We start from the raw sequence: 25,598 nt of genomic DNA on the forward strand, positions 1-25,598 counted from the left end.
AGCCGATGCAACTGCGCTTTGTCGGCTGCGGTGACGCCTTCGGCTCGGGTGGCAGGCTCAACACTTGCTTCCACATCTCGGGGCGCGAGAGCAATTTCCTGATCGATTGCGGCGCGTCGGCCCTGCCGGCGCTGAAGCGGCTCGAGATCGACTGTGACGACATCAATCTCATCCTCATCACGCATTTCCACGGCGACCATTTTGCCGGGCTGCCGTTTTTTCTGCTCGATGCGCAATTCTCGCGGCGGACGCGGCCGCTGACGATTGCGGGCCCGCAAGGCACCGAGACGCGGCTCCGCGCAGTGATGGAAGCGCTGTTCGAGCACTCCTCCAAGACCAAGCAGCGTTTCGAGCTCAACGTGGTCGAACTAGCGCCTCGGCAAAGCCAAAGCTTCGGCACGGTGACGGTGACGCCCTATCCGGTCGTGCACGGCGAATCCGGCGGGCCGTTCCTGGCCTATCGCGTCGAAGCCGAGGGCCGCACGCTCGCCTACAGCGCCGATACCGAATGGACGGAGACGCTCATTCCGCTGGCGCATGGCGCGGACCTTTTCATTGCGGAAGCCTATATGTACGAGAAGGTGGTCAAGAACCATCTCAGCCTGAAGACCTTGGAACAGCATCTGCCCGAGATCGGCGCCAAGCGCCTCGTCCTCACCCATATGAGCGACGACGTGCTGTCGCGCCTCGACGACATCGACCATCTCGCCGCCGAAGACGGCATGGTGCTCGTGTTCTGACATGCACGCCCCCATTCCCCTCAAGATCGGCTCCCGCCAGGTGTTCGCCATCGCCGGCCCTGCGATGGTGGCGAACCTCACCACGCCGCTGATCGGCGTGGTCTCGACCACTGCGATCGGACGGCTCGACGATGCCGCGCTGCTCGGCGGCGTTGCGATGGCTTCCGTGATCTTCGACTGCCTGTTCTGGCTGTTCGGCTTCCTGCGCATGAGCACGCTCGCCTTTACGGCGCAGGCGATGGGCGCCGGCGAGACGCGCGAGCAGACCGTGATCCTGGTGCGCGGCTTCATCGTGGCCGGCCTGATCGGCGCCGGACTGATCGTGCTGCAATTGCCGCTGGCCGCCGCGCTGTTCGACCTGATGGGCGGCAGCGAGGGCGTGACGCGCGCCGCCAAGACCTATTTCATGATCCGGATCTGGTCCTCGCCCTTCGCTTTCGCCAATTACGTCGTGCTCGGCTGGCTGGTGGGACAGGCCCGCGCCAATCCGGCACTCGCGCTCCAGGTCGTCATCAACCTCATCAACATGGCAGCCACGATCCTGCTGGTGCTGGTCTACGACTTCGGCATCGCAGGTGCGGCAATTGCGGCGCTGCTGTCGGAGACGACCGGCTTCGTGCTGGGTGTGATCGTGTGCCGGCGCTACGCGGTCGGCGGTTTTGCAGTGCCTCGCACAACGCTGTTCGACCGCGCCAAGCTGATGCGGCTTTTGGCGGTGAACACCGACATCCTGATCCGCACCGCGGCGCTGATCACGGTGTTCCTGTTCTTCACCGCCAAGGGCGCGCGCACGGGCGACGTCACGCTCGCCGCGAATTCCGTGCTCAACAATTTCCTGCTGGTCAGCGCCTTCTTCCTCGACGGCCTCGCCAATGCGGCCCAGCAGCTTTGCGGCCGCACCTATGGCGCGCGGGACGCCACGGGCTTTGCGAATTCGACCCGGCTGGTGCTCACATGGGGCCTCGGCTTCGCCACGGTCGTCGCGGTGCTGTTCGCGACGTTCGGGCCCGATATCATCAATTTCATGACCGCGAGCGAAGACGTCCGCCGCGCCGCGCGCGAATTCCTGCCGTTCATCGTGCTTGCACCGATTCCCGGCGTATTCGCGTTCGGCTTCGACGGCATCTATGTCGGCGCCACCTGGGCGCGGGAGATGCGCAATCTTATGCTGGCCTCGCTCGCGATCTTCTTCTGCGTCTGGCTGGCACTGCAATCGTTTGGCAATACCGGATTGTGGTGCGCGCTGATCGCGTTCTACATCGCCCGCGGCGGCTTGCAGGGGGCGCGGTATCCGGCGCTGTACCGGGCGACGTTCTCAAAAATCTAACAATCGTGTCCCGGACGCGCTGCAGCGTGAAACGCTGCTGCGCAGAGCCGGGATCCAGTTTGCGGCGAGCATGGGCCCCGGCTCTGCAGCGCACCACGCCGAAGGCGGCGCGCTGCGCTGCGTCCGGGGCACGAGCCCGTCTTACATTCCCGGCCAGTCTTCCGCCGTCAACGTCGCAGCATCGGCGCCGACGATCTCGGACAGCGAATCCCGTCCCGTGCGCAGCAGCGTCGAGGCGAGGTCGCGCTTGATCTCGTCGACGAGGCCGAGGCCCTTGTAGACCAGCGACGAGTAGAGCTGGATCAGGCTGGCACCGGCGCGGATCTTGGTCAGCGCGGCGCCGCCTGAATCGACACCGCCAACGCCGATCAGCGGGAATGCGCCTTCGACGCGCACATAGGTCTCCGCGACCATGCGCGTCGACAGGCGGAACAGCGGCCTGCCGGACAGGCCGCCCTGCTCCTTGGCCCGCGTCGCCTCGCGCAACGTGCTGTTCCGCGCGATGGTCGTGTTCGACACGATCATGCCGTCGACCCGGCGCGATCGCGCGACCTGCACGACGTCGTCGAGCTGGGCGAGGCTGAGGTCGGGCGCGATCTTGAGCAGCACCGGCGTGTCGCCGGCCTTCTGCCTGACACGCTCGCGGGCGTCGATCACGCGTGCGAGCAGATCGTCAAGCAGCGCGCCTTCCTGCAAATTGCGCAGGCCCGGCGTGTTCGGCGAGGAGACATTGACGGTGAAATAGCTCGCAACCGGCGCGAAGGTCTCGATCAGCTTGACGTAATCGGCGACGCGATCCGGCGAATCCTTGTTGGCGCCGACATTGACGCCGACGATGCCGCCATGCTGCGCGCGCGCAGCGAGCCGGCGCAACGCGACCTCGGCGCCGTCATTGTTGAAGCCCATGCGGTTGATCACGGCCTCGTCGCGCTCGAGCCGGAACAGCCGCGGCCGCGGATTGCCGGCTTGCGGCTTCGGCGTGACCGAGCCGATCTCGACGAAGCCGAAGCCGAGCCGCAGCAGCGCATCCGGCACCTCGGCGCTCTTGTCGAAGCCCGCGGCCATGCCGATCGGATTGGGAAAGTTGAGGCCGAAGGCGCGCACCGCGAGCTTGGGATCGTCCGCACGCGGCTTGACCGGCGGCAGAAAGCGCAGCCCCTGGATCGCGAGACGGTGCGCATCCTCCGGATCGAGCCAGCGCAGCACCGGCAGTGAAAAGGCGTCGAAAGCACGGATCACGGGGCAAGCTCCGGAACGTCGTGGCTGCCATCGGAGCGCATGTTGAGATTCATCACCGAAAGCACGGCGCCGAGATCGAGCTCGCCATAGAGATGCGGAAACAGCTCGTCGTTGCGCGAGCGCTCCCAGCGCAGCTCGCTGCCGAGCGCATCGCCCTCGACCTCAACCAGGAACAGCGCGCGCTGTCCGGAATAGTGCTTGCGCAAGGTCTCGGGAACCTGGGTGGCGGTGGAGAAATGGATGAAACCGTCGCGCGCATCATCCGCGCTGCCGCGGTAGACACCCTGCCGTTCCGCCTCGCGCCAGGCCGAGGCCGGACAGATTTTGTAGATCTTGACCACCGCTTCCGCAGCCCTGTTTGCTCTTTGAGTCTTTTGGGTTTTTTCGTCTCGTGCGGGTCTCGAAAAGCCCTGGCGCGACCGTAAAGGCGGCCCCTGCCGAACTCAAGAGTTAGCCACCGCCTCTTGCGCGAAAAACGGAAAACCGGTTGATTTGAGGACAGTTTTCCTGAGTTGCGACGGGCTGGACCTTCCATGGTCAAACAGGCCAATGCGCCGAGGATGCTGACCCACGACCAGATCTGGATCGCGCTGGATCGGCTGGCGGCGCGCGCCGGTCTGTCGCCGTCGGGCCTTGCCAAGCGCGCCGGGCTCGATCCCACCACCTTCAACCGGTCGAAGCGCGTCACCGCCGACGGCCGCGAGCGCTGGCCCTCGACCGAATCGATCGCGAAGGCGCTGGCCGCGGCCGATTGCTCGATCGACAGCTTTGCGCGGCTGATCGACGACGACGCCGTCGACGGCCGCTCGATACCGCTGCTCGGCTTCGCGCTGGCCGCCACCAGTGGCGCTTTCGACGAAGCCGGCCATCCATCCGGCAAGGGCTGGAGCGAGATCACGCTGCCGAGCGCCGAGGACGGCCACGCCTTCGCGCTGGAGATTTCCGGCGATGCACTGCTGCCGGCCTATCGCCACGGTGACATCATCCTGGTCTCGCCCGATGCACCGATCCGCAAGGGCGATCGCGTGGTGGTGAGGACGAGGACGGACGAGATGACGATCGCGACGCTGAAGCGTCGCACGGCCAAGGCGTTGGACGTGCAGCCGCTCGATGCGTCGCAGGCGGCGCGGACGATCGCGGCGAACGACGTCGCGTGGGTGGCGCGGATCGTGTGGGCGAGCCAGTGAGAGGCCCGCATACTCCGCCGTCATTCCCCGCGGAGGCGGGGAATCCAGTACGCCGCGGCCCCTCGACTCCATAAGTCCGGTCTCTGGAATACTGGATCGTCCGCCTTCGCGGACGATGACAGCATGGTTTTCCCTCACGCACTCCTTGCCAGCGCGCCGTCGATCATGTTGACCGCGTTCTGAAGGCCGTACACGGCGACGAAGGAGCCGAAGCGCGGGCCCTTCTCCTGGCCGAGCAGCACCTGATAGAGCATGTTGAACCAGTCGAGCGTGACGCCGGGGCGGCCGTCCTTGCCCTTCTTGACCTGATCGAGGAACGGCTCGCGGCGGCCGATTTCGTAGACGACGTTCTGGATGTCTTCGGCCGAGGCGTCCTGAGGCAGCTGCGACAGCGCTTCGCGCAGATCCTGCAGCGCGGCGCGCTCGGTGTCCGTGGGCACGCGGAACTGCTTGGTCGGCGCGACGAAATCGCGATAATAGTTGATGGCATAGCCGACCATCGCATCCAGCTTGGGATGCGTCTGCGGGCTGACGCCCGGACGGTAGCGGCCGATGAAGCCCCACAGCGTCTCGGCATTCTCCGCGTTCGACGACGACACCAGCGTGAGCAGGAGCTGGAACGTCACCGGCATGTCGCCCTGCGGCGGCTTGCCGTTGTGGATGTGCCACACCGGATTGCCGAGCTGCTGCTTGCCGTCCTGCTTGGCAAAGCCGTCGATGAATTGCTGGTAGTCGTCGACGTTGCGCGGGATCACGTCGAAGTAGAGCCGCTTCGCCGCCTTCGGCTCGCGATACATGAACAGCGATAGCGATTCCGGCGAGGCGTAGCGCAGCCATTCGTCGATGGTGAGGCCGTTGCCCTTCGACTTCGAGATCTTCTGGCCCTTCTCGTCGAGGAAGAGCTCGTAGTTGAAGCCTTCCGGCGGCGTGGCGCCGAGCGCCCGCGCGATCGCGCCGGACAGCTTCACCGAATCGATCAGGTCCTTGCCGGCCATCTCGTAGTCGACGCCGAGCGCGACCCAGCGCATCGCCCAATCGGCCTTCCACTGGCACTTGACGTTGCCGCCGGTGACTGGCGTCTCGACCTCCTGGTTGGTATCGGGATCGAGATAGGTCACGGTGCCGGCCGCGACGTCGCGGCGGATCATCGGGACCTGCAGCACGACTCCGGTCGTCTTGCTGATGGGCAGGAACGGCGAATAAGTGGCGCGGCGATCGGGACCGAGCGTCGGCAGGATGATCGCCATGATCTTGTCGTAGGCGGCCAGCATCTTGAGCAGCGTCGCGTCGAACCGGCCGGACGTATAATAGTCGGTCGAGCTCGCGAACTCGTAGTCGAAGCCGAAATGATCCAGAAACGCGCGCAAGCGCGCGTTATTATGTGCGCCGAACGAGGGATACTCGTTGGAGAACGGATCCGGCACCCGGGTCAGCGGCTTGCCGAGATGCGCGGCCAGCATCTCCTTGTTGGGGACGTTGTCGGGCACCTTGCGAAACCCGTCCATGTCGTCGGAGAACGCCAGCAGGCGCGTCTTGATCTTGTCCTCGGTCAGCACGCGGAAGGCGTGGCGCACCATCGAGGTGCGCGCGACCTCGCCGAACGTGCCGATATGCGGCAGGCCGGAGGGACCGTAGCCGGTCTCGAACAGCACCTCGTCCTTCGGGCTCTTCTTCAGCCGCGCGACGATGGCCTTCGCCTGCTCGAACGGCCAGGCGTTGGATTGTTCGGCGAGCGCACGCAAATCGCTAGGGCTGATGCTGGGATCGATAACGGACATCAAGAAGGGCCTCCGGGCCGCGGAAAATAGCGATTTCCGGGCAGAATGCAATTTTGTGGGGCGGACGTCAGACCCTCACCCTGAGGAGCGCGCTCTTCGCGCGCGTCTCGAAGGGCGAGGCCACTGACGGGGCCTTCATCCTTCGAGACGCTTGCTACGCAAGCTCCTCAGGATGAGGAATGAGAGCGGCACGCGACGAACTAAAACGGGCTCACCGAGAAATAGCGCAGCCACAGATCGGTGTAGCGGCCTTTTTCCCAGACGCGGAACAGCGCCCAGTTCAGGGCCTGGCGCAGCACGTCGTTGCCTTTGCGCACGGCGATGCCGACACCTTCGCCGAAGAAGCGGCTCTCGACGAAAGGGCCGCCGGAGAAGGCGCAGCAATCGCCGGAATCGGTGCCGTTGATCCAGAACGCCAGCGAGATGGCGTCGCCGAAGATGAAATCGACCTCGCCCTTCCGCAGGGCCGTGCGTAGCGCATCGTCATTGGGATAAGCGTGCAGCTCGGCGTCGGTGAACATCGCCTTGAGATAGGCCTCATGCGCCGAGCCCGCGATGACGCCGACCTTCTTGCCCTCGAGATATTCGGGGCGGATCTCCGGCATCACCGCCTCCTTGCGCGAGACGAAGCGGGCCGGCACCCGGTAATAGGGATCGGTGAAGTCGACGCGGGCGCGCAACTGGGGGCTCACCGCCATCGAGGCGATGATGGCGTCGCCGCGGTTGGAGGTCAGCGCATCGACCAGCGTCTCGAAGCGGCGCATCTGCACCGTGCAGCTCACCTTGATCTCGTCGCACAGGCTGCGTGCGAGATCGACATTGAAGCCGGCGGGATTGCCGTCGGCGCCGGTGAAGTTGAACGGCGGATAGTCGGTCTCGGTCAGGAAACGGATCACAGTGATGCGCGACAGGTCCGGCCGCTCCGGTCGGCGCCGCGGGTCCCAGAAACCCGGCACGGCCTGCGGGGCGGCCTGGGGTGTGACCTGAGGCGAAGCCTGCGGCGCGGCCGGCGGTTGCTTGGCTGGGGCCTGGGCATGCGCGGCTGGCAGGCCGGCAAGCAGACAGGCAGCGGCGGCCAGTCCGAGCAGCAGGCCACGGACAGATTTGGACGATTTCGCCTGTTGCGATGGAGCCATCGGCCGGAAATGAACTGATATCGTTGGGATCGGAGGCCTTATAGACCATCCCGCCGGGAACGCGAGCGGGGAATGTGGATGGGAAAGGTCCCTCCGCCGTCATGCCCGGGCTTGTCCCGGGCATCCACGAACTCTCCTGCCCGCTCAAGAACGTGGATGGACGGGACATGCCCGGCCATGACGATGTGGGAAGCACGGTGCCTAAATCAGGCTCAGATATACTTCTTCAGATCCGCCGCCGCCTCTTCCGGCGTGCGCTTCAGGTTGAATGGCGAGACGAATCTGCCCTCGCGGTCCATCAGATAGATCAGCGCGGTATGGTCCATGGTGTAGTCACCGTCCTTGGCCGGGACCTTCTTGGCGTAGACCCGGTAGGAGGTGATCACCTTGGCGATCTCGGCGGGATCGCCGGACAGGCCCTGAAGATGCGGATCGAAGCTCGACAGATAGTCCTTCATCGCCGCCTGCGTGTCGCGCTCGGGATCGACCGAGATGAAGACGGCATTGACCTTGTCGGCATCCTTGCCCAGCACGCGCAGCACTTCCGAGATCTCGAACAGCGAGGTCGGGCAGACGTCGGGACAATGGGTGTAGCCGAAGAAGATCAGGGTCGGCTTGCCCTTCAGATTCTTGTCGGTGACGGCCTTGCCGTTCTGGTCGGTGAGCTGGAAGGGACCGCCGATCGCGGCCGGCTGCGCCACCTTGCTCACCCCGCCCATGGCCCAGAACATGATCAGGAGCCCAACGATGAGGCTTGCGGCGAAGGCGGTCGCGATCACCAGCGGACGGGCCATGGAACTCATTGGCGGAACACTTCCTGTCGGGGATCAGAAGCAGGCGGCGAAGCCGGTCCTGATGATTTCGAAGAACACCTGGGTGCCGTAATGGAACCAGAGCGCGAGGGCGCCGACCACGACGAGCGCGCCAAGAGCTGCGCCCGCCCACAGCAGCACGGACGGCAGCCGGCCGGCAGTGGGCGAATTGTCCTGTAGCGGATGGGCGGGGTGCACTGGTTGAGCCATGGCAAGGATCGGGGCGAAGGGTTCCCTGCCTTTCAAATAGGCGCTGGGACGGGACCGGGCAAGCGCGGCGGAGGTGGTGGGGATCACGTGGTGCGGAGGCGCGCGGCGGTCCTCATACCGGGCTTGTCCGTCTGCGCGGCCGAAGGAGGCGAAGGCCCGGGCATCCATGCACTTCGTGCCGCCCAGGTCCAAAAACGTCATGGCCGGGACGAGCCCGGCCATGACGATACGAAAGCGGCAGATGGGCGCGTACGCAGCTTACCGCGACGGCCTGTTGGTCGAAGCTTGCGCGTCCAGGTAGCAAGGCTTGTACATGGCCTGCAGCTGCTTGCCCCTCAGGAAGAGCATGTTCGGCGTGAGGCCGCCGCGCTGCGCGATCCAGCGTTTCACCTGCGAGGGATACATCGCGTAGAGCATCTGGGTGGCCTCGGGATTGGTGACGGCGCGGCCGTTGCTGCCGAAATCCCATGCGGCGTGGAAGCCGAGCGTTGCGTGCGAGGTTACGCAGATCCGGTCGCGCGGGATGGCGCCCAGGACGATGGTGCAGGCCGAGGCACAGAGACCGTCGATGATGACGGTTTCGCCGGATTGCCTGAGATCCTGATATTTGTCGACGTAGGTTCCGATCCTGCCGCCGCGGTCATCCGCAATTCGAACCACCGCGTGAGAAGCCCCCATGCTCGCGATCAGCAAAACCGCCGCAAGCAACCCCGTCAGAACCTTCATTGTCCCCCGCCCCAGTCGTCTTCGAATCTGCGTGTCAGGTGGTGATGCGCGGCTAGCGTCTGTCGACTTCAAGGTTTTGTCTAGGCGCGCCGGCTTCCTCAAAACAAATTCAAATCCAGTGTTGCGCCCGCGCTGCACTCGGCTGATCTCTATCCCGGAGTGGAACAAGTTAACGATGTCTTGCGCGTCACGCCCTTGATCTCAGTTGCAACCGCTGGCTTCAATCCGGGCAACTACAGGGAGGAACCTGTGGAGGGGGAGAGTCATGGCGGAAGAGACTGACGTCATCGTCGTCGGCGCGGGGCTGTCGGGCCTGGTGGCCGCAACAGAGATCGCCGACGCGGGCAAGCGCGTCATCGTGGTCGACCAGGAGGGCGAGCAGTCGCTCGGCGGTCAGGCGTTCTGGTCGTTCGGCGGGTTGTTCCTGGTCAATTCGCCGGAGCAGCGCCGGCTCGGCATCAAGGACTCCTACGATCTCGCGCTCCAGGATTGGATCGGCACTGCCGGCTTCGACCGCGACGAGGATTTCTGGCCGCGGCAATGGGCCGAGGCCTATGTGGCGTTCGCGGCCGGCGAGAAGCGCGGCTGGCTGCGCGCGATGGGTCATCGCATCTTTCCCGTGGTGGGCTGGGCCGAGCGCGGCGGCTATGACGCCATGGGCCACGGCAATTCGGTACCGCGCTTCCACGTCACCTGGGGCACCGGTCCCGGCATCGTCGAGCCGTTCGCGCGCCGCGCGCGCGAAGGCGCCCGAAACGGCCGTCTCACCTTCAAGTTCCGCCACCGCGTCGATGCGCTCTCCAGCACCAATGGCACGGTCGATGGCGTCAGCGGCGCCATTCTCGCCCCCGACAATATCGAGCGCGGCAAGAGCTCGTCGCGCAATGTGGTCGGCGAGTTCGCGCTGAAGGCGCAGGCGGTGATCGTCGCCTCCGGCGGCATCGGCGGCAATCATGAGCTGGTGCGGCAGAACTGGCCGAAGCGGCTCGGTGATCCCCCGAAATTCATGATCTCGGGCGTGCCCGAGCATGTCGACGGCCGCATGATCGGCATCACGGAGAAGGCGGGCGCGCGGCTGATCAACCGCGACCGCATGTGGCATTACGTCGAGGGCATCCAGAACTGGTCGCCGATCTGGCCGCGCCACGGCATCCGCATCCTGCCCGGCCCATCCTCGATGTGGTTCGACGCGACAGGCACGCGGCTGCCCGCGCCGCTATTCCCCGGCTCCGACACGCTCGGGCAGCTCAAATACATCATGTCGACCGGCTATGATCATTCCTGGTTCATCCTGACGCAGAGCATCATCAAGAAGGAGTTCGCGCTGTCGGGCTCGGAGCAGAACCCCGACCTCACCGGCAAGAGCTGGCGCATGACGCTGCGCCGCGCCACCAATAAGGGGGCGCCGGCGCCGGTCGAGGCGTTCAAAAGCCATGGTGTCGACTTCATCGTGCGCGACAAGCTCGATGAGCTCGTTGCGGCCATGAACCAACTCGCCGGCAGCGACTTATTGAAGCTCGAGCACATCAGGATGCAGATCGAAGCGCGCGACCGTGAGATCGCCAACCCCTACGTCAAGGACGCGCAGGTGATGAACATCCACAATGCGCGCCGCTATATCGGCGACAAGCTGATCCGCACCGCCTCCCCGCACAAGATCCTCGATCCCGCGCACGGGCCGCTGATCGCGGTGAAGCTCAACATCCTCACCCGCAAGACGCTGGGCGGCTTCGAGACCGATCTCGACTCCCGCGTGTTCGGCGAGGAAGGCAGCGTCATTCCCGGCCTCTATGCCGTTGGCGAAGCCGCCGGCTTCGGCGGCGGCGGCGTGCACGGCTACCGCTCGCTGGAAGGCACCTTCCTCGGCGGCTGCCTGTTCTCGGGCCGGAATGCCGGCCGCGCCGCGGCGAAGGCGGTGGGCTAGTTCATGCCGCGGTGGATGCAGATCGGGGCGCTGGTTGCGGCATTGACCGCCGCCTCCCCTGCATCCGCCGACACGATCGACGTCAACGGCGTGAAGCGCTCCTACGCCGCGCAGCTGCCGGCGAAGAAGCCGGCGCCGCTGGTGATCGTGCTGCATGGCAAGACCCAGCGCGGCGCCGACATGATCACGCGGACGGCGTGGCCGCAAACCGCCAAGCGCGAGGGTCTCGCCGTGGTCTTTCCGGACGGACTCAACAATGCCTGGGCGGACGCGCGGACGAAGGCAGGCCCAGCCCTGCGCGGACCACCGGCGGGCACCGACGACGTCGCCTTCATCGCAAGGCTGGTCGAGAAGCTGGTGGCCGACGGCACGGCCGATGCAAAGCGGATCTACGTCACCGGCGTCTCCAACGGCGGCGCCATGGCGATGACGCTGGTTTGTGCGCGGGCCGATCTGTTTGCGGCAGGCGCGAGCGTGATCATGAACCTCAACGATGAGGCCGCCGTGACCTGCCATCCATCGCGGCCGCTGCCGATGCTGCTCATGAACGGCACGGCCGACCCGCTGGTCCCCTATGAGGGCGGGCGAGGATCGAGCTATTTTGCCGCAGAGGGATTCTGGTCGACCGACGAGACGCTGGCATTCTGGCGCAAGCTCAATGGCTGCGAGACGGACGAGGTGACCGAGACCGAGCTGCCCGACAGGAATCCCGCGGACCAATCCACGGTGACGCGGATTTCCTCACGCTGTCCGGCGAGACACGAGGTCGTGCTCTATCGCGTCAATGGGGGCGGCCATCGCATGCCTGGATTTGCACCGGACGCGCGTTTCCCGAAAGTCGCGGCCAAGCTGCTCGGCCCGCAGAACGGCGACATCGACGGCGCCGAGACGATCTGGACATTCTTCAGCCAGTCTCATTGAGCGGGCAAACGCATGCATGCCGGGCAACGCATGCGTGCCGGGGGTGGCACACGGCAGGTCGCTGGGCTAGACAGGGCCGCCCTTTCACCAGGAGATCCCCCAATGAGCATTCAGCGTTTTGAAACCGGCCCGCGCATGAGCCAGGTCGTCGTGCACGGCAACACCGTCTATCTCGCCGGTGTCGTCGCCAACAAGGCCGCCGGCGAAAGCGTGACGAAGCAGACCCAGGACATCCTGGCGACCATCGATGGTCACCTCGCCAAGGCCGGCACCGACAAATCGAAGCTGCTCTCGGCCACGATCTACATCACCGACATGAAGACCTTCGGAGAGATGAACGCAGTGTGGGACGCCTGGGTCTCGCCCGGCAACACGCCGGCCCGCGCCACCGTCGAAGCCAAGCTGGCGGCGCCGCAATACACCGTCGAGATCATGGTGACCGCGGCGAAGTAAATCCGCAGACGATGCGAATGAAGCGCGATGAGGTCATCATCGCGCTTCATTTTTTCGCGTATCGATGACCTCCGAGGTAATCGATATGTGCGCGTAGACCTTCGATAGTCACGGTCAGCCGGACACGGCTTCATCGAAGGAGACTGACATGACCGACCACACCGCCATCGCCCTTTGCTATATCGATCTCTGGAACGAGCGCACGACGAGCCGCCGCCGCGAGCTGCTGAGCGAAACCTGGACGGCAGATGCAAGCTATGTCGATCCGCTGATGAAGGGTGACGGCCGGGATGGCATCGACGCGCTGATCGCGGGCGTGCAGCAGCGCTTTCCCGATTTCACATTCAAGCTGATCGGCGAGCCCAATGGCTACGGCGATCATGTGCGATTCTCGTGGGGACTTGGTCCCGACGGCGTCGACAGCCCGATCAAGGGGACGGATTTCGCCGTGCTGAAGGATGGGCGGATCAGAAGCGTGACGGGATTCTTGGATCAGGTGCCCGCGGAGGCGTGAGGGGCGCTGCTCGTTGCTGCGCCCTCTCCCCTTGTGGGAGAGGGCATCACCTCTCGTAGACACAAGCTCGGTAGGGTGAGGGGGTATCTCTCCGCGCGCGAATTTTGAGAGGTGATATCGCGGAGAGAACCCCTCATCCGGCGCTGCGCGCCACCTTCTCCCACAAGGGGAGAAGGAAGCGCGTGCGCGGCTCAGCTCACCGCCAACCGATACGCCGCCTTCGCATTCGCGCCGAATGCCTTCTCTCGCACGCCCGGTCCAAGCCTTGCCAGACACGCCTCGAGCGCGCTCTTGATCTCGCCGTAGCTGCCCGCAAGCAGGCACACCGGCCAGTCGGAGCCAAAGATCAGGCGATCCTCGCCAAAGCATTTCGCGGCATGTTCGACGAACGGAAACAGATGCTCCGCATCCCAGTCGTTCCAAACCGCTTCCGTTGCGAACCCTGAAATCTTGCACCAGACATTGCCGCAGGTGGCGAGCGCTGTGATGCGATCGGTCCATTCCTCGCTGCCGCCGTCGGCGATCGGCGGCTTGGCGGCGTGATCGAGCACGAAACGTGCTTGCGGAAAGGCCTGCGCGGTTGCGACGGCCGAGGGCAGCTCGCGGGTGCGAACCAGCAAGTCATAGGTGAGATCGCGGGCGAACACGGCGGTGAGGCCGCGCTGAACGTCCTCGCGCAGCAGCCAGTCGGGATCGGCCTCGTCATGGACCTGATGGCGGATGCCAACCAGCTTGTTGCCCCCGCGCGATGCACGCAGCCCGTCGAGGGTTTCGCCAAGCGCAGCGTCGGTCAGATCAGCCCAGCCGACGACGCCGATCACCGACGGCGTCGCATCTGCGATCCGCAAAAATTCCTCGGTCTCCTCCAGCGCGGAGCGGCATTGCACCAGGATGCTGGCGTCGATGCCGTTTTCCTTCAGGAGCGGCGCGAGATCGGCAGGACTGAAGGCGCGGCGGATCGGCGTGAGCTCCTCCGCCTCCATCCAGGGATAGTCTGCGCGCGCCGGGTCCCAAAAGTGTTGATGGCCGTCGATCATCATGCTCACGCTCCGCCCGGCAGCGGCGCGCGGTCATCGACGAGATTTTTCGCGCGCAGCTCCTGCCAGAACGCCGGCGGCACCGCGCGCTCCGACATCGCCATGTTGTCGGCCACTTCCGCTGCATTGCGCGCGCCCATCACCGCGACCGTCACGGCCGGGTGAGCCATGCAGAACTGGAACGCGGCGGCCTTCAGCTCCGTGCCGTGCTTGCGGCAGAGCGCGTCGAGCTCGCGCGCCCGCGCAACCAGTGCCGCATCCGCGTCCTGATAGTTGAACTTGGCGCTGGTGTTGGGATTGGCCAGGATGCCGCTGTTGTAGATGCCACCGAGCAGGATGCCGATGCCTTTCGCCGTGCAGAGAGGAAACAGCGCATCCAGTGCGCCCTGATCGAGCAGCGTGTAGCGGCCGGCGAGCAGGAAGCAATCGACCGGCACCGCCTCGGCAAATCGAACCAGCATTTCGGACTGGTTCATGCCGGCCCCGATCGCCTTGACCGTGCCCTCGCTGCGCAGCCGCTGCAGCGCGCGGAACGCACCGTTGACGGCGTCGTCGAAGTGGTCGTCGGGATCATGCACGAGCAGGACGTCGACGCGGTTGAGCCCGAGCCTTGCGAGGCTCTCCTCGACCGAGCGCATCACGCCGTCATGGCTGAAATCGAACACCGGCCGCTCGCGCGGCGTTCCCTTGTAGTGCTCGTCCTCGGCAGCTGCGCCCTCGGGCGCGCGCAACAGGCGGCCGACCTTGGTCGAGATGACGTAGGAGTCGCGCGGCTGCTGGCGCAGGAACGCGCCGAGCCGCCGCTCGGCGAGGCCAAAGCCGTAAAGCGGCGCGGTGTCGAAGAAGCGGATTCCGGCCGACCAGGCTCGTTCGATCGTCGCTTGCGCGTCGGCATCGCTGACGGGGCTGAACAATCCGCCGAGCGGAGCGGAACCGAGGCCGATTGAGGTGACGTCGAGAGAGCCGAGCCGCGACCGTTTCATTCCCATTGCCTTCCAGACTTCATTCCAGCAGCCCAAATCATCTCCCCCGCTCGCGGAAATCGCAAGCGGGGGAGGCATGCAGGAGCGCGGGGCTGGCAGCGCTCCTACTTCAACATCTGCGCGACGTTGTCCTTGGTCACGAGATCGAGGCCAGTGTAGACGATCTCCGGCACCTTCTCGCCCTTCTTGATAGCGAGCAGCGTGTCCATCGCCTTCTCGCCCATTTCGAACGGACGTTGCCCGACCAGCGCATTGGCATAGCCGTCGCGCAGCAGCTCGAGCTGCATCTTCAGCGTATCGGCGACGACCAGCGTGAACTTGCCGGAATCGATGTCCTTCTTGTTCCTGGAGGCGAAGGCCTTGAAACCTTCGGGGGCGAACATCGGCCAGCCGCCGATGGGGACGATGGCGGCGAGGTCGGGCGTGGCCGTGCGCATGTCCGTCATCTGCTGCACCGCGAGCGCGGGATCGTCGTTGCAGAAGGTCGGCGAGCCCGCGACCTCGGTCCATTTCGAGCCCTTCAGCGCCTCGCGCACGCCGTCGACGCGCTCGGCGAGATTCTTGGCGCCGGGACCGCCCGAGACCATGGCATATTTGCCGCCGTCGGGCCGCATCTTCAGGAGCTGCTTGCCGAGCGCCGTGCCGAACTCCTTGTTGTTGGTGCCGATATAGGCGATGCGCTTGGAGCCCGGCGCGTCCGCATCGAAGGTGATGACGGGGATGCCGGCAGCGGTCGCCGCCTCGATCGACTTGGTCATGGCCGCGACGTCGGCGACCGAGATGGCGAGGCCGTCGACCTTCTGGGTGACAAAGTCCTGGATGATCTGGGCTTGCGTCGCCGGCTCGTGCTCCACCGGCCCCTTGTAGATGCACTCGATGTTGCCGAGCTCCTTGGCGCGCTTCAGGCAGCCGTCGCGCGCGAAGTCGAAGAACGGATTGTTCATCGCCTTGGGCACGATGACGAAGCGGTAGTTCGCGGCGAACGCCGGCGTGGCCATCATCGCAACCGCGATGCCGGCAAGAAGAAGTTTCCTCATTGTCTCCTCCACTCTTGTCAGGCGCCTGCCCTGTCTAGAGGTGTCCGGGAAGCGGACAGGCGGCGTTTTATTTGCCTTCCCGGACCATTCGTTACGTCACGTCATCCGCGAGCGGATGCGATCGACCAGCACGGCCAGGATGATGATCACGCCCACCAAGGTCTGCTGCCAGTAGGAGCTGACCTGCGCCAGCACGAGGCCATTGCGGATCACTTCCAGCAGCACACAGCCGACGATGGCCCCGAGCGGACCGCCGATGCCGCCGGCGAGGTTGGCGCCGCCGATCACGGCAGCCGCGATCACGTTGAGCTCGTAGGAGGTCGCCATGTTGGCCGGGGCCGATCCGAGCCAGCCGGAGATGATGATGCCCTGTAGGCCTGCGGCGAGCGCGCAGATGACGTAGACCTCGATCTTGACGCGCACCACGGGAATGCCGGTGAGCTCGGCCGCCTTCTCGTTGCCGCCGAGCGCGAAGACGTGGCGGCCGAACGCGGTGTGGTGCAGCACCACGGCCATCGCCAGCGCGAGGATCATAAGATAGATGAAAGGCGCGGGCAGGCCGAACATGGTGCCCGAGGTCAGCGCATAGAAGTAATCGGCGTCCGGCCCGCCGGGAAAACTGCCGCGGCCGTTGGAGACGACATAGCCGAGCCCGCGCACGATCGAGAGCATGCCGAGCGTGGTGACGAAGGGCGACAGGCCGAGCACGGCGATGCAGAAGCCGTTGACGAGGCCGGCGATCAGCGCAACGCCGAGGCCGGCGAGAACAGAGACCAGCAGGATCAGCCCAGGCACGTTGGCAACGACAGTCTTGCCGTCCGCCGCCATGTGCACGAAAAGCGAGCCCGCGGGCGAGCCGGGCGCCGACAGCTCGGTCATCACCATGGAGGTGATCATGGCGGAGAAGCACATCATCGATCCCACCGAAAGATCGATACCGCCGGTGATGATCACGAAGGTGACGCCGAGCGTGGCGATGGCGATGAAGGAGAAATTCTTCGCCACGTTCTGCATGTTGCCTTCGGTGAAGAAGTACGGGCTGGCGAAATGCATGATCACCAGCAGCACGGCCAGCGCCAGCAGGACATAGCCGGTCTGGGAGGCGAAGATGCCGCGCTGCCACCATCTGATCCGGCCGACATTGGTGAAGCTGATCGGGGATTCCATGGGCATGGCCATCACGCCGCCTCCTTCGCGCCGGTGATGAGGGCGGTGATCTCCTCAGGCGAGGTCTGGTGGATCGGCTTGTCGGCGCGCTTCTCGCCGCGGCGCATGACGACGACGCGGTCGCATACGGCGAAGACGTCGGGCATACGGTGCGAGATCAGCATGACGGCGACGCCCTGCTCCTTCAGCCGGTGGATCAGGCCTAGCACCTGCTCGACCTGGCGCACCGATATCGCGGCGGTCGGCTCGTCCATCATCACCAGCCGCGCATTGGAGAGCCTGGTACGCGCGATCGCGACCGCCTGGCGCTGGCCGCCCGACATCTGCTTGACGAGATCGTCGGGCCGCGTCTCCGAGCGCAGCTCGCCGAACAATTCGAGGGCACGCACCGCCATCGCCTTGTGGTCGAGCAGCGCAACAGGTCCGAATTTGCGCTTCAGCTCGCGGCCGAGGAAGACGTTGGCCGCGGCGGTCAGATTGTCCGCGAGCGCGAGGTCCTGGTACACGACCTCGATGCCGACGGCGCGGGCGTCGACCGGACGGTTGAAATGGACGGCATTCCCGGCAAAGCGCATCTCGCCATGGCTTGGGCGAAAATTGCCGGCAATGATCTTGACCAGCGTCGACTTGCCGGCGCCGTTGTCGCCCATCAGGCCGACGACTTCCCCCGGGAAGACCTGCATGTCGACGTCGTGCAGCGCGCGGATCGCGCCGAACTCCTTGCCGATGCCGGAGAGCTCGAGGACCGGGGTCGCGTCAGCATGTGCCATCAGCGGACTTCCTCAGACGTAGCGATTGACCAGGGATTCCAGATATTCCTGCCGGCCCGAGCGCGGCTGCGGATCAAAGCCGGGGAGAAGCGCGCGGTCGGCGAGATCGGCGAGCGAACGCTGGCCGCCGAGAATGGCGCGGCCCTCGGGGCCTGCCCATCCCTCGTAGCGCTTGGCGAGCGGCGCGGTGAGTGCGCCGGCGTCGAGCATGTCGGCCGCGGCGAGGAAGGCGCGCGCGCAGGCATCCATCGAGCCGACATGGGCGTGAATGAGGTCGTCGGGGTCGATCGACTGGCGGCGGATCTTGGCGTCGAAATTCAGCCCGCCCGAGGTGAAGCCACCGCGATTCAGGATCTCGTGAAATACGAGCGTCAGTTCCGGCACATTCATCGCGAACTGGTCAGTGTCCCAACCGAGCAGATCGTCGCCGCGGTTGATGTCGAGCGAGCCGAACACGCCGAGCGCCTCCGCCAGCGCAACCTCGTGATGGAAGGAATGACCGGCCAGGATGGCATGGTTCTGCTCGATGTTGAGCTTGACGTCTTTGAGGAGATCGTAGCGTTCGAGGAAGCCGTAGCAGGTGGCAACGTCGAAATCATATTGGTGCTTGGTCGGCTCCTTCGGCTTCGGCTCGATCAGGATCGGGCCTTTGAAGCCTATTCTGTGCTTGTGCTCGACGACGAGCGAGACGAAGCGCCCGAGCTGGTCGAGCTCGCGCTTGAGATCGGTGTTCAGCAGGGTCTCGTAACCCTCGCGCCCGCCCCACAGCACATAGTTCTGGCCGCCGAGCCGATGCGTCACCTCCAGCGCGGCGCGGACCTGACCGGCGGCATAGGTGAAGATTTCGGGGTCCGGATTGGTCGCTGCGCCCGCCATGTAGCGGCGATGGGTGAACAGATTGGCGGTGCCCCAGAGCAGGCGCACTCTTGCCGAGGCCATCTTCTGCTCGAACAGGTCGGCGATGGCATTGAGATTGGCGACCGACTCGGCGAGCGATGCGCCTTCCGGCGCCGCGTCGACGTCGTGGAAGGTGAAGAAGGGCACGTCGAGCAGGCGGAACAGCTCGAAGGCGATATCGGCCTTGGCGCGCGCCTGCGCCATCGCATCAGTGCCGCCGTGCCAGGGCCGCAGGAACGTCTCCCCGCCGAAGGGATCACCGCCCGGCCAGCACAGGGAATGCCAATAGCAGACCGCAAAGCGCAGATGGTCCTCAAGCCGGCGGCCATGGATGAGGCGGTCCTTGTCGTACCAGCGGAAGGCGGGCGTGTTGTCCGCATCCTTGCCGGCAAAGGCGACGGGTGCGCTGGCCTCGAAGAATTTGGCTGACGCGTTCACTTAAGCTAGCTCCTTCAATGCAGGATAAAGCGCGCGCCAGCGACGATAGGCCTCGTCATAGGCTGCGGTGACGGACGGGCGAGGCGTGAAACTCGCGAACCGCCGCGGACGGGTGCAGACCTCCGCGGGATCCTCGCCTGTTGCGGCGAGCCGGCCGAGACGCGCGGCGCCGAGCGCCGCTCCGACCTCGCCATCCTCGACGCGGTGGACGGGGATGCCGAGCGCGTCGGCGCAGATTTGCGCCCACAATTGCGAGCGCGAGCCGCCGCCGACGAGATCGAGCTCAGTGATCGTCCCACCGGCCGCGCCCAGCGCCGCCAGATTGTCGCGCGCGGCAAAGGCGACGCCTTCGAGCACGGCCTGGACGATCTGGCTGCGCGAGGTCGCGCCGCGCAGGCCGACGAAGGCGCCGCTGGCGCCGGCATCGTTGTGCGGCGTGCGCTCGCCGTCGAGGTACGGCAAGAACGAGACGGGGCTCGGCCCGTCGACGCGCTTACCCAGTGGCACCAACAGCGCTGCAGCCGGCGTCTCCATTAGGCCGGCCAGCCAAGTCAGAGACGCCGTCGCCGAGAGCATCACGCCCATCTGGTGCCAGAGGCCGGGCAGCGCGTGACAGAACGCATGCACAGCCGTTTCAGGCGCCGGCGCGAAGCGGTCGGTGGCGCGGAACACCACGCCCGACGTGCCCAGCGACAGGAAGGCATCGCCCGGTGAGATCGCGCCAAGCCCGATCGCGCTCGCGGCATTGTCGCCGGCGCCACCGGCGACCACGACGTCTTTTGTCATTCCCCAGCGCTGCGCATAGTCAGGCGCAAGCACCGCGCTCGCCGCGCTGCCCTCGACGAGGCGCGGCATGTGGTGCAGATCGAGCCCGGTGGCGTGCAGCAGCAGGGCCGACCAACGGCGCAGGCCGACGTCCAGCCACAGCGTGCCGGCTGCGTCGGACATATCCTCGACCATCTCGCCGGTGAGGCGATAGCGGACATAGGCTTTGGGCAGCAGCACCTTTGCGACACGCTCAAAGATCCTCGGCTCATGCCGCGCGACCCAGAGCAGCTTTGGCGCGGTGAAGCCGGCCATGGCCAGATTACCCGCGATCGCGTGCAGCGACGGGCAGCGCCGCTCCAGCGCGGCGCATTCGGCCTGCGAGCGGCCGTCGTTCCAGAGAATGGCCGGGCGCAGCGGCCGGCCATCCTCCCCGAGCAGCGTCGCACCATGCATCTGGCCCGACAGCCCGATGCCGCGGACCCGCGCGACCTCGTGCGGATGGCGGGCGGCGAGATTGTCGACCGCAGCGGTGGCGGCATCGACCCAGGAATCGGGATCCTGCTCGGACCACAGCGGCGCGGGATGCGAAAGCGCAAGCTCGCGCGCGCTCCTCGCGATAGTCGCGCCGGCGTCGCTGACAAGCACTGCCTTCACACCGGACGTGCCGACGTCCAGTCCGAGATACATGCCATCCTCCCATTCACCTGTCGCGGTGCGCGATCTTGGAGCCGGGTTCACCGGTGCAGCTGTCGAAATCTCCTGCCGCTAGGGCAGATTGTCCCGCATCACGATGTCGATCCTGATCTTCTCCTGTTCGTGCAAAATCGGCTCGCCGCGGGCGAGCGCGAGCAGCACGCGCACCGCGGCGCGCGCTTCATGTCCCGGATTTTGCGAGATCGCCGCATCCATCACGCCCTGCAACAGCAGCCGCCGCGTCAGCGCGGTAACGTCGTGTCCGACGAACACGACCTGCTTGTCGCGGCCGACATCGCCCGATGCTCTGTCGCCCGACGCCTTATCACTCAAAGCCTTATCACCCAAAGCCTTGGCCACGCCCTGCGTGCCGGCGCCGACATTATAAAGGCCGACGATGTCAGCGTACCTGCCGAACAGGCGCGCCAGCAGCTGCTCCGAACGCTCGTCCTCATCGCGCCCTTCGAGCACCGGCAGCACGGTGAGATCAGGGAATTCCGCCGCCATCACCTGATTGAAGCCGAAGATGCGCTCTGCATGGTCGCGCAGGCCCTGCGAGCCCGCGATGATCGCGACCTTGCCTGACCTTTGGCCGACCAGCCGTCCCACCAGCGCGCCGGCGGTGCGGCCCGCGGCGATGTTGTCGATGCCGACATAATGGTGCCGGCGCGAGGACGGCACGTCCGAGACCAGCGTCACCACCTTGGTCCCGCCATCGACGAGATCGTTGATGGCGGCGCGGACGCTCGGATGATCCAGCGCCACCACGGCGACGCCGTCGTAATCGCCCGACAGCGCCTCCAGCGAGGCTGCAAGCGCGGAAACTTCGAACACGTCGGTTGCGACCATCTCGACGCTGATCCGGCGCGCCGACAGCCAGGACGACATTTCGCCGAGATAGGCCTCGATCTGCTGCATGAACGGGTTCGGCCCCGACGGCATCACGAAGGCGAAGCGGCGGGCGCGGCCGCGCGCGAGCTCGGCGGCGGCCACATGCGGCTGGAACGAATTGCGCTCGATCGCCGCCTTCACGCGCCGGACCGTGTCCGGGCGCACGCCCGGGCGGTTATGCAGGACGCGGTCGACCGTTGCCAGGCTGACCCCGGCCTCGCGCGCGATGTCCTTCAGCGTCAGTGCGGTCGGCGTGAGCGTCTCGGCCATGGCTGAAGGCTAGCAGAGGTGTTTTGAGGTACGCAACTCATTTTGAGGGGCGGCCGGCATTTTGGATTGCGCGCCCCAGGAACGGCTCCTCCCCTCGACCGTTGCCGCCGCGTGCATAACGACATCACCCATGATCCTGGCGACGGACTGAGCCCGACGCTCGAGCGCAATATCCAGGCGCTGGTCGAGCGCCGCCGCGGTGAGCAACGCGCTGCCAAGGGCCAGGAAAAGCTCGCCGACGCCATCACAGCCTTCACCGGCAGCATGATTTTCGTCTATCTGCACCTCGCTTTGTTCGGCTTCTGGATCATCGCCAACCTGCATTGGGTGCCGGGGGTCCCGGCCTGGGACGAGAGCTTCGTGGTGCTGGCGATGATCGCTTCGGTGGAGGCGATATTCCTCTCGACCTTCGTGCTGATCTCGCAGAACCGCATGACGGCGGCCGCAGACAAGCGCGCCGATCTCGACCTCCAGATCAGCCTGCTCGCTGAGCACGAGCTGACCAAGGTCGCCCGCCTGCTCACCCAGGTCGCCGAACGGCTCGACGTCAAACCCGACTCCAAGCGCGAGCTGGAGGAAGCGGCGCGCGACATTGCGCCCGAGCGCGTGCTCGACAAGCTCGAGGAGACGCGACGAGGTTGAGGCTGAGTGCGTTTAGCGCTGGCCCGCGGGCTTACCCGGACGTCAGGTCGAGCGTCAGGAACACGCTGTTGGGATCCTCGACATAGCCCTCGAACGGCGCGCAGGCGACGAAGCCGTGCGCCTGATAGAGCGCTTGCGCCGGCTTGAAATAATTCCACGATCCGGTCTCGAGGCTGAGGCGCTGCAGGCCGCGCGCGTGGGCTTCCGCGATGATGTGACGAAGCATCTGGCCGCCATAGCCCTGCCTGCGCGTGGTCTGGAGCGTGTGCATCGACTTGACTTCACCGTGCTCGGCCGAAAGCGTCTTCAGCGCGCCGGTGGCGACCAGCGTCTCGCCCTCCCAGCCGGTCCAGAATGCGATGTCGGGCGCGCGAAGTCGAGCGCGTGGGCACTGCCCGGCGCCGTCTGCGCCCGCGCCGCCGTGACGTGATGATCGAGCAGCGCAATGACGCGGGGATCATAGGTGTCGCCGGTGCGGATCTGCATCATCATTTTATCCATGGTCTCACATCTTGCCGTAGGAAGCGCCGCGCCTGGTGATGATGACGTAGCGCGCATCCTGCCGGGTCTCGTTCTCGAACATCACCGCGCGCATCACATCGAAATCCAGGCAATCGCCCTCGCGCAGCCGCACCGCCTTGGCATCGATATGCACGGCGATCGTGCCCTCCAGCATCAGCAGTTGCTGGGTGAAGGCGTTGCGGCCCCAGGGGCTGTAGGAGACCCGGGCGCCGGCCGGCAGGTCGACGACGATGATCTCGATGCCGCTTGCCGCATCCGGCGGCGAGGCATGACGGCGCCGGTAGCCGCTGTCGGGATCGCGCCAATGCGGCTGGTCGGCGAGCCGCACCAGGCGCTCCGGCGGTTTCTCGGCGAGCGCGACCACATCGCTGAGCGAGACATCGAGCGCCGCGCAGAGCTTTCCGAGCAGCGCCGCCGTCGCACTGCTCTGCGCCCGCTCCACCCGCCCGATCATGGCCCGGCTGACGCCGGACCGGCCTGCAAGCTCGTTCAACGTCATGCCCGCCTGCGTCCGCAGCGTCTTCAGGCGGCGCCCGATGGCGCGATCGAGTTTCTGCTGGTCCATAGTCCCTCTTCAGGATAGCGCCCGGTGCGAGGACCGCGCTCGCCGAGACGGCTGAGCTTAGCGCACGCGAAATCGAACGCCGGGAATGAAGGGCTAATATAATGGAATCTTGAGCGCGGCAGGCGAGGTCGAAAGCAGTCAAGCCCGGCTTGAGCTCAAATCACGCGGAGAGGAGAAGCTGGAGCGGGCGAAGGGAATCGAACCCTCGTATGCAGCTTGGGAAGCTGCCGTTCTACCATTGAACTACGCCCGCGGACGCGCTGCTTCGCGCCCATCCTGATTAGCCGAGACGGCGCGTCCCGCCAAGCGCTTTGGCGTGGCGCACCCGACGCTGCTTAACTTTCTGGTAAGATTCCAGGTGCGCCGGATTGTGGCAGTGATATGATGCTTGTCTGGGGAGAAACGTGCACTGAGTGGGGCGTGTGCATGGTGGGGCGCGCTTACGCGATATTCGACACGGCGATCGGCCGCTGCGGCATCATCTGGAGCAGCAGCGGCGTGGTTGCCGTGCAATTGCCGGAGGCGCGGGAGATCGACACCCGCCGCCGGATTTTTGCAGTGCATCCCGACGCGCGCGAGCAGCGGCCGTCCGAGAACGCTGAGCTTGCCATCGAGGGCATCACGGTGCTGCTGCAAGGCAGCGATCCCGACTTCTCCGACGTCAGCCTGGATGCCGGCGGTGTGCCCGGCTTCAACCGGCGCGTCTATGAATACACCTGCACGATCCCGCGCGGAGAGACGCGCACCTACCACGAGATCGCCAAGGCGCTCGGCGCCTCCGGTGCCGCGCACTCTGTGGCGCAGGCAACCGCGAAAAATCCCTACATGCTGATCGTGCCCTGTCACCGGGTGCTGGAGGCCGGCAATTACACCGACCGGCTGTCGCCCTATGGCGGCGTCATCTCCAAGCGGCGGCTGCTGGCGCTCGAAGGCGCCCATCCGATCGCCAGCAAGACGCTGTTCGAGGTGCTGCTGCCGGTTGCTCCGCCGCGCCCTCCTACCTAAGGCGCGGTCTTGCCCGCATCTTAGCTTTGGTTTTTGAGGCATGATCTTATCGGACAACCGCTACACACTTGTCCGGATCATGCCTAGATTGGCGGGATGGACGCCACCACCCACCTGATGACGCGCTCGATGACCGTCTCCGAGTTTCGCTGCGATGCGGGACCGGACGACATGCCGTTTGCGGAGTGCCGCACCGGCCACTCCATTGCCTATGTCCGCTCCGGCAGTTTTGGCTGCCATTGCCGCGCCGGCTTCTTCGAGCTGGTGGCGGGCTCGATGCTGGTCGGCGCTCCCGGCGAGGAATACACCTGCACGCATGAGCACGTCTCCGGCGACGTCTGCCTGTCCTTCTTTCTCAGCGAGGACCTGGTCGACGGCCTCGGAGGGCGCTGCGAGGTGTGGCAACTCGGCGCGACGCCGCCGCTCCCCGAGCTGATGGTGCTCGGCGAGCTCGCCCAAACGGCAGCAGATGGCAACAGCGATCTCGGCCTCGACGAAATCGGTCACATCCTGGCCGCTCGTTTCGTCGACGTTGCCTCCGGCAAAACGCGCAAGCAGACCCTGCCGACTGCGCGCGACCGCCGGCGCGCGGTGGAAGCTGCGCTGTGGATCGACGACAATTCGCAGGGCGAGGTCGATCTGGAGCAGGCTGCGCGGCAGGTGGGCCTCAGCCCGTTCCACTTCCTGCGACTGTTCTCCAGCGTGCTCGGCGTCACCCCGCATCAATATCTGGTGCGCTCGCGGCTGCGGCATGCCGCACGGCTGCTGGCTGACGAGGACATCGCGGTCACCGACGTCGCCTATGACGTCGGCTTCGGCGATCTCTCCAATTTCGTCCGCACCTTCCATCGCGCCGCGGGCGTGTCGCCGGGCAAGTTTCGCCAGGCCTCGAAGGGCGAGCGCAAGATTCTCCAAGAGCAGCTTGCCCTCAGCTGACTAGGGTCGT

The 25,598-nt window shown here is 65.7% G+C and carries 26 protein-coding genes, 1 tRNA gene and 1 pseudogene; 10 read left to right on the forward strand and 18 right to left on the reverse strand.

Going from position 1 to position 25,598, the window contains the following annotated elements; genetic code table 11:
- The first annotated feature begins 5 nt into the window (after positions 1–5).
- Positions 6–740, forward strand: a complete 735-nt coding sequence (locus SE91_RS33300) for an MBL fold metallo-hydrolase (protein WP_060737294.1) — start codon at positions 6–8, stop codon at positions 738–740.
- Position 741: 1 nt separating this feature from the next.
- Positions 742–2,067 (forward strand): MATE family efflux transporter, encoded by a 1,326-nt coding sequence (locus tag SE91_RS33305; protein ID WP_061850655.1) that lies wholly within the window; start codon positions 742–744, stop codon positions 2,065–2,067.
- Positions 2,068–2,208: 141 nt separating this feature from the next.
- Here the strand turns inward: SE91_RS33305 and SE91_RS33310 are convergent, their stop codons facing one another.
- Together SE91_RS33310 and SE91_RS33315 are read right to left on the reverse strand one after the other, a co-directional pair.
- Positions 2,209–3,306 (reverse strand): quinone-dependent dihydroorotate dehydrogenase, encoded by a 1,098-nt coding sequence (locus SE91_RS33310; protein WP_061850656.1) that lies wholly within the window; start codon positions 3,304–3,306, stop codon positions 2,209–2,211.
- A complete protein-coding gene (locus tag SE91_RS33315; protein WP_061850657.1) occupies positions 3,303–3,647 on the reverse strand; it encodes a DUF952 domain-containing protein in 345 nt (114 codons plus the stop codon). Before SE91_RS33315 ends, SE91_RS33310 begins: the two co-directional genes overlap by 4 nt.
- Before the next feature lie 192 nt (positions 3,648–3,839).
- Here SE91_RS33315 and SE91_RS33320 point away from each other — a divergent pair, with 192 nt between their 5' ends.
- Positions 3,840–4,493 carry a S24 family peptidase gene (locus tag SE91_RS33320; protein WP_082813881.1) on the forward strand — a complete coding sequence of 218 codons (654 nt, stop codon included), beginning with the start codon at positions 3,840–3,842 and terminating at the stop codon, positions 4,491–4,493.
- A gap of 134 nt (positions 4,494–4,627) precedes the next feature.
- Here the strand turns inward: SE91_RS33320 and SE91_RS33325 are convergent, their stop codons facing one another.
- From SE91_RS33325 to SE91_RS33345, 5 genes are all read right to left on the reverse strand, one after another.
- The gene (locus SE91_RS33325; protein ID WP_061850658.1) at positions 4,628–6,271 is read right to left on the reverse strand and encodes a lysine--tRNA ligase; all 1,644 of its coding nucleotides are present in this window, start codon (positions 6,269–6,271) and stop codon (positions 4,628–4,630) included.
- A 200-nt stretch (positions 6,272–6,471) separates the two neighbouring features.
- A complete protein-coding gene (locus SE91_RS33330) occupies positions 6,472–7,407 on the reverse strand; it encodes an ABC transporter substrate-binding protein (RefSeq protein WP_061850659.1) in 936 nt (311 codons plus the stop codon).
- A 212-nt stretch (positions 7,408–7,619) separates the two neighbouring features.
- Positions 7,620–8,210: an SCO family protein gene (locus SE91_RS33335; protein WP_060737298.1), complete on the reverse strand. Its 591-nt coding sequence runs from the start codon at positions 8,208–8,210 to the stop codon at positions 7,620–7,622.
- A 24-nt stretch (positions 8,211–8,234) separates the two neighbouring features.
- Positions 8,235–8,651: a hypothetical protein gene (locus SE91_RS38365; RefSeq protein ID WP_502687166.1), complete on the reverse strand. Its 417-nt coding sequence runs from the start codon at positions 8,649–8,651 to the stop codon at positions 8,235–8,237.
- A 36-nt stretch (positions 8,652–8,687) separates the two neighbouring features.
- Positions 8,688–9,155 (reverse strand): hypothetical protein, encoded by a 468-nt coding sequence (locus SE91_RS33345; protein ID WP_061850660.1) that lies wholly within the window; start codon positions 9,153–9,155, stop codon positions 8,688–8,690.
- 265 nt (positions 9,156–9,420) lie between these two features.
- Here SE91_RS33345 and SE91_RS33350 point away from each other — a divergent pair, with 265 nt between their 5' ends.
- The 4 genes from SE91_RS33350 (at position 9,421) to SE91_RS33365 (ending at position 12,967) form a co-directional block, all read left to right on the forward strand.
- A complete protein-coding gene (locus SE91_RS33350; protein WP_061850661.1) occupies positions 9,421–11,079 on the forward strand; it encodes an FAD-binding dehydrogenase in 1,659 nt (552 codons plus the stop codon).
- A gap of 3 nt (positions 11,080–11,082) precedes the next feature.
- The gene (locus SE91_RS33355; protein WP_061850662.1) at positions 11,083–12,000 is read left to right on the forward strand and encodes a CE1 family esterase; all 918 of its coding nucleotides are present in this window, start codon (positions 11,083–11,085) and stop codon (positions 11,998–12,000) included.
- A gap of 102 nt (positions 12,001–12,102) precedes the next feature.
- Positions 12,103–12,453 (forward strand): RidA family protein, encoded by a 351-nt coding sequence (locus tag SE91_RS33360; RefSeq protein WP_027575148.1) that lies wholly within the window; start codon positions 12,103–12,105, stop codon positions 12,451–12,453.
- Between the two features lie 148 nt (positions 12,454–12,601).
- The gene (locus SE91_RS33365) at positions 12,602–12,967 is read left to right on the forward strand and encodes a nuclear transport factor 2 family protein (protein WP_061850663.1); all 366 of its coding nucleotides are present in this window, start codon (positions 12,602–12,604) and stop codon (positions 12,965–12,967) included.
- Positions 12,968–13,158: 191 nt separating this feature from the next.
- Here the strand turns inward: SE91_RS33365 and SE91_RS33370 are convergent, their stop codons facing one another.
- The 8 genes from SE91_RS33370 to SE91_RS33405 all read right to left on the reverse strand — a co-directional run bounded on the left by SE91_RS33370 (position 13,159) and on the right by SE91_RS33405 (position 21,918).
- Positions 13,159–14,007, reverse strand: coding sequence for an amidohydrolase family protein (locus SE91_RS33370; protein ID WP_061851447.1), 849 nt, complete (start codon positions 14,005–14,007; stop codon positions 13,159–13,161).
- A 2-nt stretch (positions 14,008–14,009) separates the two neighbouring features.
- On the reverse strand, positions 14,010–14,987 hold the full coding sequence (locus SE91_RS33375) for an aldo/keto reductase (protein ID WP_061850664.1): 978 nt from the start codon (positions 14,985–14,987) through the stop codon (positions 14,010–14,012).
- 104 nt (positions 14,988–15,091) lie between these two features.
- Positions 15,092–16,024 carry a sugar-binding protein gene (locus SE91_RS33380; RefSeq protein ID WP_061851448.1) on the reverse strand — a complete coding sequence of 311 codons (933 nt, stop codon included), beginning with the start codon at positions 16,022–16,024 and terminating at the stop codon, positions 15,092–15,094.
- A gap of 96 nt (positions 16,025–16,120) precedes the next feature.
- Positions 16,121–17,203: an ABC transporter permease gene (locus SE91_RS33385; protein ID WP_061850665.1), complete on the reverse strand. Its 1,083-nt coding sequence runs from the start codon at positions 17,201–17,203 to the stop codon at positions 16,121–16,123.
- Positions 17,203–17,961 carry an ATP-binding cassette domain-containing protein gene (locus tag SE91_RS33390; protein ID WP_061850666.1) on the reverse strand — a complete coding sequence of 253 codons (759 nt, stop codon included), beginning with the start codon at positions 17,959–17,961 and terminating at the stop codon, positions 17,203–17,205. The genes SE91_RS33385 and SE91_RS33390 overlap by 1 nt, the downstream gene beginning before the upstream one ends.
- 12 nt (positions 17,962–17,973) lie before the next feature.
- On the reverse strand, positions 17,974–19,296 hold the full coding sequence (xylA, locus tag SE91_RS33395; protein WP_061850667.1) for a xylose isomerase: 1,323 nt from the start codon (positions 19,294–19,296) through the stop codon (positions 17,974–17,976).
- On the reverse strand, positions 19,297–20,751 hold the full coding sequence (xylB, locus tag SE91_RS33400) for a xylulokinase (protein ID WP_061850668.1): 1,455 nt from the start codon (positions 20,749–20,751) through the stop codon (positions 19,297–19,299).
- A gap of 78 nt (positions 20,752–20,829) precedes the next feature.
- Entirely contained in the window at positions 20,830–21,918 is a 1,089-nt protein-coding gene (locus SE91_RS33405; RefSeq protein ID WP_061850669.1) for a LacI family DNA-binding transcriptional regulator, read from the reverse strand.
- A gap of 111 nt (positions 21,919–22,029) precedes the next feature.
- Between SE91_RS33405 and SE91_RS33410 the strand changes: the two genes are divergently transcribed.
- Entirely contained in the window at positions 22,030–22,560 is a 531-nt protein-coding gene (locus tag SE91_RS33410) for a DUF1003 domain-containing protein (RefSeq protein WP_008541066.1), read from the forward strand.
- 31 nt (positions 22,561–22,591) lie between these two features.
- On the opposite strand, the pseudogene SE91_RS33415 reads toward SE91_RS33410, so the two are convergent.
- The 3 genes and pseudogenes from SE91_RS33415 to SE91_RS33425 form a co-directional block, all read right to left on the reverse strand.
- Positions 22,592–23,046: pseudogene (locus tag SE91_RS33415) on the reverse strand (GNAT family N-acetyltransferase).
- Between the two features lie 19 nt (positions 23,047–23,065).
- A complete protein-coding gene (locus SE91_RS33420) occupies positions 23,066–23,647 on the reverse strand; it encodes a helix-turn-helix domain-containing protein (RefSeq protein WP_008541063.1) in 582 nt (193 codons plus the stop codon).
- Positions 23,648–23,826: 179 nt separating this feature from the next.
- Positions 23,827–23,900 (reverse strand) — tRNA-Gly (locus SE91_RS33425).
- Between the two features lie 173 nt (positions 23,901–24,073).
- On the opposite strand from SE91_RS33425, the gene SE91_RS33430 reads away from it, so the two are divergent.
- Together SE91_RS33430 and SE91_RS33435 are read left to right on the forward strand one after the other, a co-directional pair.
- The gene (locus SE91_RS33430) at positions 24,074–24,652 is read left to right on the forward strand and encodes a methylated-DNA--[protein]-cysteine S-methyltransferase (RefSeq protein WP_061850670.1); all 579 of its coding nucleotides are present in this window, start codon (positions 24,074–24,076) and stop codon (positions 24,650–24,652) included.
- Between the two features lie 96 nt (positions 24,653–24,748).
- The gene (locus tag SE91_RS33435; protein WP_061850671.1) at positions 24,749–25,588 is read left to right on the forward strand and encodes a helix-turn-helix transcriptional regulator; all 840 of its coding nucleotides are present in this window, start codon (positions 24,749–24,751) and stop codon (positions 25,586–25,588) included.
- The last annotated feature ends 10 nt before the right edge of the window (positions 25,589–25,598 follow it).

It is taken from the genome of Bradyrhizobium sp. DOA1 (assembly GCF_001593325.1).
In the GTDB taxonomy this organism is placed as follows: domain Bacteria; phylum Pseudomonadota; class Alphaproteobacteria; order Rhizobiales; family Xanthobacteraceae; genus Bradyrhizobium.

Coding starts and splice junctions, on each gene's coding strand:
- SE91_RS33300 (WP_060737294.1), top strand. CDS start 6: ATGCAACTGCGCTTTGTCGGCTGCGGTGACGCCTTCGGCTCGGGTGGC.
- SE91_RS33305 (WP_061850655.1), top strand. CDS start 742: ATGCACGCCCCCATTCCCCTCAAGATCGGCTCCCGCCAGGTGTTCGCC.
- SE91_RS33320 (WP_082813881.1), top strand. CDS start 3,840: ATGGTCAAACAGGCCAATGCGCCGAGGATGCTGACCCACGACCAGATC.
- SE91_RS33325 (WP_061850658.1), bottom strand. CDS start 6,271: ATGTCCGTTATCGATCCCAGCATCAGCCCTAGCGATTTGCGTGCGCTC.
- SE91_RS33330 (WP_061850659.1), bottom strand. CDS start 7,407: ATGGCTCCATCGCAACAGGCGAAATCGTCCAAATCTGTCCGTGGCCTG.
- SE91_RS33335 (WP_060737298.1), bottom strand. CDS start 8,210: ATGAGTTCCATGGCCCGTCCGCTGGTGATCGCGACCGCCTTCGCCGCA.
- SE91_RS38365 (WP_502687166.1), bottom strand. CDS start 8,651: ATGGCCGGGCTCGTCCCGGCCATGACGTTTTTGGACCTGGGCGGCACG.
- SE91_RS33345 (WP_061850660.1), bottom strand. CDS start 9,155: ATGAAGGTTCTGACGGGGTTGCTTGCGGCGGTTTTGCTGATCGCGAGC.
- SE91_RS33350 (WP_061850661.1), top strand. CDS start 9,421: ATGGCGGAAGAGACTGACGTCATCGTCGTCGGCGCGGGGCTGTCGGGC.
- SE91_RS33355 (WP_061850662.1), top strand. CDS start 11,083: ATGCCGCGGTGGATGCAGATCGGGGCGCTGGTTGCGGCATTGACCGCC.
- SE91_RS33360 (WP_027575148.1), top strand. CDS start 12,103: ATGAGCATTCAGCGTTTTGAAACCGGCCCGCGCATGAGCCAGGTCGTC.
- SE91_RS33365 (WP_061850663.1), top strand. CDS start 12,602: ATGACCGACCACACCGCCATCGCCCTTTGCTATATCGATCTCTGGAAC.
- SE91_RS33370 (WP_061851447.1), bottom strand. CDS start 14,007: ATGATGATCGACGGCCATCAACACTTTTGGGACCCGGCGCGCGCAGAC.
- SE91_RS33375 (WP_061850664.1), bottom strand. CDS start 14,987: ATGAAACGGTCGCGGCTCGGCTCTCTCGACGTCACCTCAATCGGCCTC.
- SE91_RS33380 (WP_061851448.1), bottom strand. CDS start 16,024: ATGAGGAAACTTCTTCTTGCCGGCATCGCGGTTGCGATGATGGCCACG.
- SE91_RS33385 (WP_061850665.1), bottom strand. CDS start 17,203: ATGGCCATGCCCATGGAATCCCCGATCAGCTTCACCAATGTCGGCCGG.
- SE91_RS33390 (WP_061850666.1), bottom strand. CDS start 17,961: ATGGCACATGCTGACGCGACCCCGGTCCTCGAGCTCTCCGGCATCGGC.
- xylB (WP_061850668.1), bottom strand. CDS start 20,751: ATGTATCTCGGACTGGACGTCGGCACGTCCGGTGTGAAGGCAGTGCTT.
- SE91_RS33405 (WP_061850669.1), bottom strand. CDS start 21,918: ATGGCCGAGACGCTCACGCCGACCGCACTGACGCTGAAGGACATCGCG.
- SE91_RS33420 (WP_008541063.1), bottom strand. CDS start 23,647: ATGGACCAGCAGAAACTCGATCGCGCCATCGGGCGCCGCCTGAAGACG.
- SE91_RS33430 (WP_061850670.1), top strand. CDS start 24,074: ATGGTGGGGCGCGCTTACGCGATATTCGACACGGCGATCGGCCGCTGC.
- SE91_RS33435 (WP_061850671.1), top strand. CDS start 24,749: ATGGACGCCACCACCCACCTGATGACGCGCTCGATGACCGTCTCCGAG.